8 protein-coding genes are annotated in these 12,232 nt (G+C 66.9%); 6 read left to right on the top strand and 2 right to left on the bottom strand.

The window, feature by feature from the left end; all coding sequences use genetic code 11:
• Positions 1–3 precede the first annotated feature (3 nt).
• Entirely contained in the window at positions 4–999 is a 996-nt protein-coding gene (gene coaA, locus FBY36_RS02390) for a type I pantothenate kinase (protein ID WP_200830554.1), read from the bottom strand.
• A 117-nt stretch (positions 1,000–1,116) separates the two neighbouring features.
• On the opposite strand from coaA, the gene glmS reads away from it, so the two are divergent.
• A complete protein-coding gene (gene glmS, locus FBY36_RS02385) occupies positions 1,117–3,009 on the top strand; it encodes a glutamine--fructose-6-phosphate transaminase (isomerizing) (RefSeq protein ID WP_142117177.1) in 1,893 nt (630 codons plus the stop codon).
• 57 nt (positions 3,010–3,066) lie between these two features.
• Here the strand turns inward: glmS and FBY36_RS02380 are convergent, their stop codons facing one another.
• Positions 3,067–3,579 (bottom strand): hypothetical protein, encoded by a 513-nt coding sequence (locus tag FBY36_RS02380; protein ID WP_142117175.1) that lies wholly within the window; start codon positions 3,577–3,579, stop codon positions 3,067–3,069.
• A 232-nt stretch (positions 3,580–3,811) separates the two neighbouring features.
• Between FBY36_RS02380 and FBY36_RS02375 the strand changes: the two genes are divergently transcribed.
• The 5 genes from FBY36_RS02375 to treZ all read left to right on the top strand — a co-directional run bounded on the left by FBY36_RS02375 (position 3,812) and on the right by treZ (position 12,160).
• Positions 3,812–4,159, top strand: coding sequence for a holo-ACP synthase (locus FBY36_RS02375; protein WP_013601780.1), 348 nt, complete (start codon positions 3,812–3,814; stop codon positions 4,157–4,159).
• Between the two features lie 15 nt (positions 4,160–4,174).
• Positions 4,175–5,758 carry an NAD(P)H-hydrate dehydratase gene (locus tag FBY36_RS02370; RefSeq protein WP_142117173.1) on the top strand — a complete coding sequence of 528 codons (1,584 nt, stop codon included), beginning with the start codon at positions 4,175–4,177 and terminating at the stop codon, positions 5,756–5,758.
• A 68-nt stretch (positions 5,759–5,826) separates the two neighbouring features.
• The gene (gene glgX, locus FBY36_RS02365) at positions 5,827–8,067 is read left to right on the top strand and encodes a glycogen debranching protein GlgX (RefSeq protein WP_142117172.1); all 2,241 of its coding nucleotides are present in this window, start codon (positions 5,827–5,829) and stop codon (positions 8,065–8,067) included.
• Complete coding sequence (gene treY, locus FBY36_RS02360) at positions 8,064–10,391, top strand: malto-oligosyltrehalose synthase (protein ID WP_142117171.1); 2,328 nt, start codon at positions 8,064–8,066, stop codon at positions 10,389–10,391. The genes glgX and treY overlap by 4 nt, the downstream gene beginning before the upstream one ends.
• Positions 10,388–12,160 carry a malto-oligosyltrehalose trehalohydrolase gene (treZ, locus tag FBY36_RS02355; protein ID WP_142117169.1) on the top strand — a complete coding sequence of 591 codons (1,773 nt, stop codon included), beginning with the start codon at positions 10,388–10,390 and terminating at the stop codon, positions 12,158–12,160. Before treY ends, treZ begins: the two co-directional genes overlap by 4 nt.
• The last annotated feature ends 72 nt before the right edge of the window (positions 12,161–12,232 follow it).

The following is a 12,232-nucleotide window of genomic DNA, read 5'->3' as shown; positions in this document are numbered from 1 at the left end:
GTGCTAGACCTTCCGGAGCAGCATGCGCCGGATGGAGTGGTCTGCCTCTTTGGTCAGCACCAGCTGTGCCCGGCCCCGCGTGGGAAGGACGTTCTCCTCCAGGTTGGGCTCGTTGATCCGCTTCCAGATGTCCCGGGCGGTGCTTTCGGCTTCGTCGTCGGACAGCGTGGCGTAGCGGTGGAAGTAGGACTCCGGCTGCGCGAACGCGGTGCTCCGCAGCTTCCGGAACCGGTCCACGTACCACTCCTCGATGTAGGAGGTCTTGGCATCGACGTAGATGGAGAAGTCGAAGAAATCGCTCAGCGCCAGGCCCTGGCGGCCGTCATGCCGCGGCCGCGCCGGAGCCAGCACGTTCAGGCCTTCCACGATCAGCACGTCCGGGCGGCGGACCACCACTTCCTTGCCGGGAACGATGTCATACGTGACGTGGGAGTACCAGGGCGCGCGCACCTCCTCGGCGCCACCCTTGATCTCGCTCACGAAGCGCAGCAGTGCACGGCGGTCGTAGGACTCCGGGAACCCCTTCCGGTCCAGCAGCTGCCGGCGCTTGAGCTCGGCCAGGGGATAGAGGAAGCCGTCAGTGGTGATGAGCTCCACGTTGGGGGTGCCCGGCCAGCGGCGGAGCATCTCACGCAGCACTCGGGCGATGGTGGACTTGCCTACGGCAACCGAACCGGCCACGCCGATCACGAAGGGGGTGCGCTGGGTCTGCTCGCCCAGGAATGTGGTGGTGGCCGCGTGCAGCTGCCCCGCCGCCTCCACGTACAGGTGCAGGAGCCGTGACAGCGGCAGGTAGACATCCCTGACTTCATTGATGTCCAGGGGGTCACCGAGCCCGCGAAGGCGCAGCACGTCCTCTTCATTAAGGGGCTGTTCCATCTGGGCTGCGAGCCGGGACCAGGTTTGCCGGTCCAGCTCCACGAACGGCGAGGCACCCTCCCCGTTCGCTTCATTGCGTTGCGAAGTCACGGTAAAGATTCTGCCCCGCGCCCGGCCCATCACGAAATGACGCCCCTGCTCAGCGCGGCGGCGCACGTCACGTGGGCTGTTCAGGACGGCGTGCCGGACGGGCTGCCGGTTTAGAGCAACAGCCACGCTGCCGATAGTCTTGTGCCTATGTGTGGAATCGTGGGATACGTAGGCCGTCGGGTTGACGGTGCAATTAACGGTCACAGTGCGCTGGATGTTGTCCTGGAGGGACTGCGCCGCCTGGAGTACCGCGGTTATGACTCGGCCGGGGTGGCGGTGGTGTCCCAGGGGACCATTGAGTCGCGGAAGAAGTCCGGGAAGCTGAGCAACCTGATCGCCGAGCTGGAGGCCCGCCCGTTGCCGGAGTCGGTGACCGGTATCGGTCATACCCGCTGGGCCACGCACGGCGGCCCCACGGACCGCAACGCGCACCCGCACCTGGCTGACGGCGGCAAGCTGGCCGTGATCCACAACGGCATCATCGAAAACTTCGCCGAGCTCAAGGCTGAGCTGCTGGAAAAGGGCGTGACGTTCCTGTCCGAGACGGACACCGAAGTCGCCGCTGCCCTGCTCGCGGACATCCTCCGGAACAAGCTCGGCGGGGACACCGCCAACGGCGGCCTGACGCACGCCATGGAGCTGGCCTGCCAGCGCCTGGAGGGCGCCTTCACGCTCCTTGCCGTGCACGCGGACCAGCCCGACGTCGTCGTGGCCGCCCGCCGCAACTCACCGCTGGTGGTCGGCCTGGGCGAGGGCGAGAACTTCCTGGGCTCGGACGTGTCCGGGTTCATCGACTACACCCGCCGCGCGGTGGAGCTGGGCCAGGACCAGATCGTCACCATTACCGCGGACACGGTGGAGATTACCGATTTCTATGGCAACCCGGCCCAGGGCAAGGAATACCACGTGGACTGGGACCCGGCGTCGGCGGAAAAGGGCGGTTTCTCCTCCTTCATGGAGAAGGAAATCCATGACCAGCCCGACGCCGTGGCGCAGACCCTGCTGGGGCGTTCGGACATCAAGGGCAAACTGACCCTGGACGAGCTCCGGATCGACCCCGAACTGCTCAAGCAGGTGGACAAGATCATCGTGCTGGCCTGCGGCACCGCCGCGTACGCGGGCATGGTGGCCAAGTACGCCATTGAGAACTGGTGCCGGATCCCCACCGAGGTGGAGCTCGCGCACGAGTTCCGCTACCGGGATCCGATCCTGAACGAGAACACCCTGGTGGTCTCGATCAGCCAGTCCGGCGAGACCATGGACACGCTGATGGCCGTCCGCTACGCCCGGGAACAGGGCGCCAAGACCATCTCCATCTGCAACACCAACGGCTCCACCATCCCGCGTGAATCCGACGCCGTGCTCTACACGCACGCCGGCCCGGAAATCGCGGTGGCGTCCACCAAGGCGTTCCTGGCGCAGATCACCGCCGCGTACCTGCTGGGCCTGTACCTGGCCCAGCTGCGCGGGAACATCTTCTCCGGCCAGATCAAGGACGTCCTCGCGGACCTGAACAAGATCCCCGCGAAGATCCAAACCATCCTGGACAACGCAGGTCCGCTGCGCGAACTGGCCCGCAGCATGGCCAACGAGAAGTCGGTGCTGTTCCTGGGCCGGCACGTGGGCTACCCCGTGGCCCTCGAAGGCGCGCTGAAGCTCAAGGAAATCGCGTACATCCATGCCGAAGGCTTCGCCGCCGGTGAGCTCAAGCACGGCCCCATCGCCCTGATCGATGACGGCCAGCCCGTGTTCGTGGTGGTCCCGTCCCCGCGCGGCCGCGACTCGCTGCACTCCAAGGTGGTCTCCAACATCCAGGAAGTCCGCGCCCGCGGCGCCCGGACCCTGGTCATCGCCGAGGAAGGCGACGAAGCCGTCAAGGCCTACGCCGAATACGTCTTCTACGTCCCCGAAACCCCCACCCTGCTCATGCCCCTGCTGACCACCGTCCCGCTGCAGATCTTCGCCGCGGAACTCGCCGCAGCCAAGGGCTATGACGTGGACCAGCCCCGCAACCTCGCCAAGAGCGTCACCGTCGAATAGTCGGTCTCGTTCAAGACAGCGGAAGCCCCAGGCCCTTTACGGCCTGGGGCTTCCGTTCTACCTACGGTTTTTGATGCTGCTCAGCTCGAACTGGATGATCCGCTCCGGATCCTTTTCCGCATGTTTCAGCACCTGAACTTCAATGTCATAGCCATCCAGCACACTGCTTGCCCGGCAAGCTGTATACAGCGACGAGACGTTCGCCGGGAGCGGGGAGCTTTGGCAGTCTCCCTCCACCTTCCCGTCCAGCCCCGCTGCCACGCTTAGTCTGCGGACGTCGTCTGGAGTCACAGGCTGCTCCGTCCGGTACTGGCGCCACATGCTGTCACAGGGAACATCGATGCCGGTGCAGAAGATGCCGCCGCTGACGTTTTCACCATCCGGTTTCCACCCTTCCAGCGGCCTGAGCCTGTCGGCGAGGGACACCATCCGGGCCGTTCCCAGCAGGTACGACGCCTGGAACAGCAGTAGTGCAGCCGCGATCACAGCCAGGGTGATCAGGGTTCCTTTCGGCGCCCTTAGCCATGGTCTTCTTTTTCGTGGCGGCTGAGAGTCTTTTGTGGCGTCCATAGGGCATTGTCTACAGCGAATGGAAAAACGTACAGCAGTTGCCCGGTGGCCGAGGCAACGGCCGAACGGGTTTGCGTAACTTTCGGCACTCCTCGGCTGAGCAGACCCCGGGGTTCCGGCGTGCACTTTACGTTGTCAGCCCAAAAGTCACGCTTTTGCGCTGATGGCGGACAATGGGGGCCGGCGGCGTGCGCCCGCTTGCCGCCAGGACCACCCCCGTAGAATGAACCGCATGATCGTTGGCATTGGGGTAGACGTAGTAGACATCGAGCGGTTCGGCCGCCAGCTGGAACGGACACCGGGCCTGAGGGACCGCCTGTTCGTCCCGGCGGAGCGGGAACTGAACACCCGCTCCCTGGCAGCCCGGTTCGCCGCGAAGGAAGCCGTGGCCAAGGTCCTGGGTGCCCCTGCCGGCATGAACTGGCAGGACTGCTGGATCGGCCTTGACCACAACGGACCCACCGTCCAGGTCAAGGGGACCGTCCTGGCGGTTGCCGAGGCCAAGGGCGTCAAGCGCTGGCACCTCTCCATCAGCCACGACGGCGGCATCGCCACGGCCACGGTCCTGGCCGAAGGCTGACCCGGCGGCCGCCGCATGATCAGTGCCTACACCGGAACCCAGGTCCGGGCAGCCGAGGAACCCCTCCTGGCCGCCGGCCTCGGGGACGTGCTCATGCAGCGCGCCGCGCACGGCCTGGCCAACGCGGTCGTCCGCGAACTCACGTCCCGGGGCCGCCGCCTGAACGGCGCCCGCGTGGTGGTGCTGGCCGGCAAGGGCAACAACGGCGGCGACGGCCTTTACGCCGGCGCCTTCCTGGCCTCCCGCGGCATGCGTACGACGGCGGTACTCACCGGGGATGCGGCCCATCCGGCTGGTCTGGTGGCCTTTGAGCGCGCGGGCGGCCAGGTGCACCGGCTCAAAGATTCGGCACTTCCGGAAGTTGCGGGGGAAGCCGCAGCGGCCGACGTCGTCATTGACGCCGTGCTGGGGACCGGTGCCAAGGGCGGGCTGCGCGGAAGTGCCGCGGACCTGGTCCAGGCAATCAGTGGCGGAAAGAGGCGCGGCTTCGTAGTGGCCTGCGACCTTCCCAGCGGCGTGGATGCCGATACCGGCGAGGCCCATCTTCCTGTCCTGCCCGCTGACCTGACCGTGACTTTCGGGGGAGCGAAGGCCGGCCTGCTGGCGGACCCCGCCGCTGACTACTCGGGACGCGTCTCGGTGGTGCCGATCGGAATTGAGGAGCACCTGCCGCAGCCCTCCCTGCGCCGGCTTGAGGACGCCGACATGGCCCGCCTCCTGCCGCAGCCCGCCCGGCGCGCGCAGAAGTATTCCCGCGGCGTGTTGGGCGTGGTGGCTGGCTCCGAGGACTACCCGGGAGCCGCCGTCCTGGCGTGCCGGGGCGCCCTTGCCGCAGGAGTGGGCATGGTGCGGTACCTGGGTCCGCCGTCGGTGGCAGACCTGGTGCGGCAGTCCTGCCCGGAGGTGGTGTGCAGCACCGGGACGGTGGCCGACAACCGCGTGCAGGCGTGGCTGGTGGGCTCCGGCATGGGCCCACAGGACCACGACCAGCTGGCCCGCGCGCGTGACGCCATCACGTCCGGCCTTCCCGTCGTTGCGGACGCCGGCGCGCTGCCCGCACTTCCCGAAACCCTCGCCCCGCACGTGGTGCTGACACCGCACGCGGGGGAGCTGGCATCGCTGTTCCAGCGACTGGGCGGCGGCGAGGACCGCGATGCGGTGGAGGCGGGGACGCTCACGGCCGTCCGCCAAGCTGCGGGCCGCACGGGAGCCACCGTCCTGCTCAAGGGCGCCAGCACGCTCGTGGCCGCGCCCTCGGGCGACGCCTTCAGCCAGGCAGACGGTACGCCCTGGCTCGCAACTGCCGGCAGCGGTGACGTCCTTGCCGGCGTCATCGGTGCGCTGCTTGCCCAGGCAGGGCCCGACGTCGGACCCTTCAGTGCGGCGGGCATCGCGGCGGACGGGCGGTGGGCCGCCATCGCCGCACTTGGGGCCGCCCTGCACGGCCGCGCGGGGCGTACGGCGTCGGAGGCGGTGTCAGGCGGCCCGATCACCGCCGGCGGGGTGGCGAATGCCATACCGGAAATTTGGGGTAAAGTCAGCATGCTTAGTAAACATGGAGCCTGGAAACGTAATAGTCACAGCCAGCCACTACGGTAGGCATTAGTTCGCACCAGCAGCAGGGGCGTTCCGATGCCCTCGCTGCTGACCACAAAATGAGGAGCACGATGGAAGTCTGGCCTGGAAATGCCTACCCGCTGGGAGCTACCTTTGACGGCACCGGCACCAATTTCGCCCTGTTCAGCGAACGGGCCGAGCGGGTGGAACTCTGCCTCCTGTCCGATGACCTGACCGAAACCCGGATCGAACTGACCGAGGTGGACGGCTACGTGTGGCACTGCTACCTGCCGCACATCCAGCCCGGCCAGAAGTACGGCTACCGGGTGCACGGCCCCTACGATCCCGCCAGCGGCAACCGCTTCAACCCGAACAAGCTGCTGATGGACCCCTATGCCAAGGCCATCCAGGGCCAGATCGACTGGGATCCCGCCCTCTTCTCCTACGAATTCGGCGACCCTGATTCCCGAAACGACGCCGATTCTGCCCCGCACACCATGCACGGCGTGGTCATCAACCCCTTCTTCGAATGGGACGGCGACCGCCAGCTGAAGATCCCGTACCACCAGTCGGTAATCTACGAAGCCCACGTCAAGGGCCTCACCGAACTGCACCCGGAGATCCCCGAAGAACAGCGCGGCACCTATGCCGGCGTGGCCCACCCCGCGGTCATCGACCACATGAAAAAGCTCGGCGTCACCGCCATCGAGCTCATGCCGGTCCACCAGTTCGTCAACGACGGCACCCTGGTGGAGAAGGGGCTGAACAACTACTGGGGCTACAACACCATCGGCTTCTTCGCCCCGCAGAACACCTACAGCTCCACCGGTGACGTCGGGCACCAGGTCCAGGAATTCAAGGCCATGGTCCGCGACCTGCACCGCGCCGGCATCGAAGTGATCCTCGACGTCGTCTACAACCACACCGCCGAAGGCAACCACCTGGGCCCCACGCTGTCCTTCAAGGGCATCGACAACCAGGCCTACTACCGCCTGGTGGACAACGACCTCAAGCACTACATGGACTACACCGGCACCGGCAACTCGCTGAACGTGCGCCACCCGCACTCCCTGCAGCTGCTCATGGACTCCCTGCGCTACTGGGTCACCGAGATGCACGTGGACGGCTTCCGTTTCGACCTCGCCTCCACCCTGGCCCGCGAGTTCTATGACGTGGACAAGCTCTCCACCTTCTTCGAACTCATCCAGCAGGACCCCGTAGTCTCCCAGGTCAAGCTGATCGCAGAACCGTGGGACGTTGGCCCCGGCGGCTACCAGGTGGGCAACTTCCCGCCGCAGTGGACCGAATGGAACGGCAAGTACCGCGACACCGTCCGCGACTTCTGGCGTGGCGAGCCGTCCACCCTGGGCGAGTTCGCGTCCCGGCTGACCGGCTCCGCCGACCTGTACGAAAGCTCCGCCCGCCGGCCGGTGGCCTCGATCAACTTCGTCACCGCGCACGACGGTTTCACCATGCGGGACCTGGTCTCCTACAACGAGAAGCACAACGAGGCCAACGGCGAAGGCAACAACGACGGCGAATCGCACAACCGGTCCTGGAACTGCGGCGTTGAAGGCGACACGGACGACGACAAGGTCCTTACCCTGCGCGCCCGCCAGCAGCGCAACTTCATCGCCACCCTGCTGCTCTCGCAGGGTGTGCCGATGCTGCTGCACGGCGACGAACTCGGCCGCACCCAGCAGGGCAACAACAACACCTACTGCCAGGACTCCGAGCTCAGCTGGATCCACTGGGAAGCCATGGACCAGCCGCTGGTGGAGTTCACCGCCTTCGTCAATAAGCTCCGCCACGACCACCCCACGTTCCGCCGCAGCCGCTTCTTCGACGGCCGCCCAGTACGCCGCGGCGAAGGCGAGAAGCTGCCGGACATCGTCTGGCTGAAGACCGATGGCACCGAAATGCTGCCCGAGGACTGGGGGAGCGGCTTCGGCCGGACCATCGGCGTGTTCTACAACGGCGACGGCATCCAGGAACAGGATTCCCGCGGCCGGCGCATCACCGACGACAGCTTCATCATGGCGTTCAACGCCCACGACGACGTTGTGGACTTCTGCCTGCCCTCCGATGAGTACTCGCAGTACTGGGAGGTGCTGATTGATACGGCCAAGCAGGCCGATGCCTACGAGCCCCTCAAGGCGAAGGCGACACTGACGCTGGAAGCGAAGTCGATGGTGGTGCTGCGCGCCTACTCCGGCCCCGAGGAAGAAGTGGACACGTCGGCAGCCGCATCCCTGGCGTCCATGGCCGAACATGAGGAAGCCCAGGAGGAAATGGTGGAGGCCCAGACCAAGGCAGCGGAAGCAAGCGAGGCAAAGGCAACGAAGGCATGAGGACCCCGGTCTCCACCTACCGTTTCCAGATCCGCAGCAGCTTCACCCTGTTCGACGCCGCCGAACAGGTCCCGTACCTGAAGGATCTCGGCGTGGACTGGGTGTACCTGTCGCCCATCCTCACCGCGGAGAAGGGCTCGGACCACGGCTATGACGTGACCGACCCCTCCGCGGTGGACCCGGACCGCGGCGGCGCGGAAGGCCTGCTGGCCCTTTCCAGGGCGGCCCGCGAGCACGGCATGGGTGTCCTGGTGGACATCGTGCCCAACCATGTGGGCGTGGCATCCCCGCCGCAGAACCCGTGGTGGTGGTCCCTCCTCAAGGAAGGCCGCGGCTCACCCTACGCCGAAGCGTTCGACGTCGACTGGGACCTGGGCGGCGGAAAGGTCCGGCTGCCCATGCTGGGCTCAGACGAGGACCTGGACAAGCTGGAGGTCAAGGACGGCGAACTCCGCTACTACGACCACCGGTTCCCCCTGGCCGAGGGCACGTACAGCGAGGGTGACTCCCCGCAGGAGGTGCACAGCCGCCAGCATTACCAGCTGATGGACTGGCGCCGTGCCGACGCCGAGCTGAACTACCGGCGCTTCTTTGCTGTCACCACGCTCGCGGGCATCCGCGTTGAGGTGCCGTCCGTGTTCGAAGAGGCCCATGCCGAGGTGGGCAGCTGGTTCACGGAGGGCCTGGTGGACGGGCTCCGCGTGGACCACCCGGACGGCCTGGCCGATCCCGCAGGCTACCTTCGCTGGCTCAAGGACCTCAGCGGCGGGGCATATGTCCTGGTGGAGAAGATCCTTGAACCCGGGGAAGTGCTCCCGCAGGAGTTCGCGTGCGAAGGCACCACCGGATACGACGCCCTGGCGGACGTGGACCGGGTCTTCGTGGACCCGGCAGGGCAGCAGGCACTGGACGCACTGGATGCCAGGCTGCGCGGTTCCTCGGAGCCGGCTGACTATGCAGAGATGATCCGCGGGACCAAGCGCATGATCGCCGACGGCATCCTGCGCTCTGAGGTGCTGCGCCTGGCCCGGCTGGTTCCAGAGTCTTACGGGCTTGAGCTGGACCAAGCGGCCGATGCGATCGCCGAGATCATCGCGTCCTTCCCGGTGTACCGGTCCTACCTGCCGGTGGGCGCCGACGTCCTCAAGGAAGCCTGCGAGTCAGCTGCCGCGCACCGGCCGGACCTGGACGTGGCGGTGGGAACCCTCCTTCCGCTGCTCCTGGATCCTGCCAATCCGATTGCCATCCGGTTCCAGCAGACCTCCGGCATGGTCATGGCCAAAGGCGTGGAGGACACGGCGTTCTACCGCTACACCCGGCTGGGCACCCTGACCGAGGTGGGGGCCGAACCCACTGAGTTCGCCGTGGCGCCGGAGGAATTCCACCGGCGGATGCAGCGGCGCCAGCAGGACCTGCCGCTGTCCATGACCACCCTGTCCACCCACGACACCAAGCGCAGCGAGGATGCCCGGGCCCGGATTTCGGTCATCGCCGAACTGCCGCAGGAGTGGGCGGAAACGCTGGAGACGCTCCGGGGGCTGGCGCCGATCCCTGACGGCCCGTACGAGAACCTGCTGTGGCAGGCAATCATCGGCGCCTGGCCGGCCAGCCGGGAACGGCTGCAGGGCTATGCCGAAAAGGCGGCCCGGGAAGCCGGCAACTCCACCAAGTGGACTGACCCCAACGAGGAATTCGAGGCGTCAGTACAAGCCGCGGTGGATGCGGTCTTCGACAACGACAAGGTTGCCAAGGTGGTGGCGGACTTCGTGACCCGCATCGACGCCTACTCCGCTGCAAACTCCGTGTCGGCCAAGCTGGTCCAGCTGACCATGCCCGGCGTGCCGGACGTGTACCAGGGCAGCGAGTTCTGGGAACGCTCGCTGACCGACCCGGACAACCGCCGTCCCGTGGACTTTGGCGCCCGGCAGGCGGAGCTGGCAAAGCTCGACGCCGGCACGTTGCCTGACGCGGGCACCGAGGCCAGCAAGCTTTTGGTCACCTCGCGGGCCCTCCGCCTGCGCCGGGACCGGCCGGAGCTGTTCCAGGGGTACACGCCCGTCGCAGCCGCCGGTGTAGCCGCCGGACACCTGCTTGCCTTCAGCCGGGGAAGCGACACCTCCTCCGGCGCCCTCACGCTGGCCACCCGGCTCCCCGCCGGACTGGAGGCCGGGGGCGGGTGGCGGGACACCGCCGTCGAGCTTTCCACCACGATGCGGGACGAACTCACGGGGGCCAGCTACGGACCTGGCCCGGTTTCGGTGGCAGAGGTCCTGGGTACCTACCCGGTGGCCCTGCTGGTACCCGCGGATGGAGAAAAGGCATGACCCTGGTCAACGTTGGACCCGAACGCTTCGACGTCTGGGCACCGGACGCTTCATCGGTGGTTTTGCAGGCCGACGGCCGGCAGTACCCGATGGTAGAGAAGAAGGACACGGAGCCGGGAGCAGAAGGCTGGTGGACCGCCCCCGACGCTCCTGCGGACGGTGACGTGGACTACGGCTACCTGCTGGACGGGGACACCACCCCCATTCCGGATCCCAGGTCCCGGCGACTCCCCGCCGGCGTGCATGAGCAGTCCAGGACGTACGATCCCGCAGCCTATGCATGGCAGGATTCGGGCTGGCGCGGCAAGGACCTGCAGGGTGGCGTGATCTACGAACTCCACGTGGGCACCTTCACCCCCGAAGGAACCCTGGACGCGGCGGTGGAGAAGCTGGGCTACCTGGCGGACCTGGGCATCGACTTCGTGGAGCTGCTGCCCGTCAACGGCTTCAACGGCACGCACAACTGGGGCTACGACGGTGTCCAGTGGTACACGGTGCACGAAGGCTACGGCGGCCCGGCGGCGTACCAGCGTTTCGTTGATGCCGCCCACGCCGCAGGGCTGGGCGTCATCCAGGACGTGGTGTACAACCACCTGGGCCCCAGCGGGAACTACCTGCCCAAGTTCGGCCCCTACATGAAGCAGGGGGACGCCAACACCTGGGGCGACTCCGTGAACCTGGACGGCCCCGGCTCGGACGTGGTCCGCGAATACATCCTGGACAACGCCGCTCTCTGGCTGCGCGACTACCACGTGGACGGGCTCCGCCTGGACGCGGTGCACGCGCTGAAGGATGAACGCGCGGTGCACATCCTGGAGGAGCTGGGGGCTTTGGGCGACGCCATCTCGGCCGAGTCCGGGCTGCCGAAGACTCTCATTGCGGAATCGGACCTCAACAACCCTCGCCTGATCTATCCCCGGGACTCCAACGGGTACGGACTGGCCGGGCAGTGGAGCGATGACTTCCACCACGCGGTGCACGTCAGCGTCAGCGGTGAGACCACTGGCTACTACTCGGACTTCGAGTCCCTGGCCGTGCTGGCCAAGGTGCTGAAGGACGGGTTCCTGCATGACGGCAGCTATTCCAGCTTCCGTGGGCGCCATCACGGCCGGCCCATCAACGGCTCCCTGGCGCACCCGGCGGCGCTGGTGGTCTGCAACCAGAACCACGACCAGATCGGCAACCGCGCCATCGGGGACAGGCTCTCGCAGTCCCTGTCCTACGGGCAGCTCGCCGTGGCCGCGGTCCTCACGCTGACCTCCCCGTTCACGCCCATGCTGTTCATGGGTGAGGAATACGGCGCCACCACGCCGTGGCAGTTCTTCACCTCGCACCCCGAACCGGAGCTCGGAAAGGCCACCGCGGAAGGGCGCATCAAGGAGTTCGAGCGCATGGGGTGGGATCCCGCCGTCGTGCCCGACCCTCAGGACCCGGAAACCTTCCGCCGGTCCAAGCTGGACTGGGCCGAGGCCTCCACCGGCGACCACGCGCGGCTTCTTGAGCTGTACCGGGCGCTGACGGCCCTGCGCCGCGAGCATTCGGAACTGGCAGGGCTCGGCTTTGGCGAGACGGAGGTGTCGTTCGACGACGACGCCGGCTGGCTGCGGTTCCGGCGGGGGAGCGTTGAGGTGCTGGTGAATTTCTCCGAGTCGAAGGTCCGGCTGGACGAAGCCTCCGGCAGCGTCCTGCTGGCCACGGACGAAGGAACCGCCCTGGACAGCGGATCCCTGGACCTGGCGCCCTGGAGCGCCGCGATCCTCAAGTCCTAAAACGAAGGGTTACGCCGCGGACACGGTCCGCGGCGTAACTTTTCTGCTGAGCGCTAACACCGGATGTGTAGC

Source organism: Arthrobacter sp. SLBN-122 (genome assembly GCF_006715165.1).
Lineage (GTDB): Bacteria > Actinomycetota > Actinomycetes > Actinomycetales > Micrococcaceae > Arthrobacter.
The sequence above is the reverse complement of the archived record's forward strand: the minus strand, read 5'-3'. Positions and strand labels throughout refer to the sequence as shown.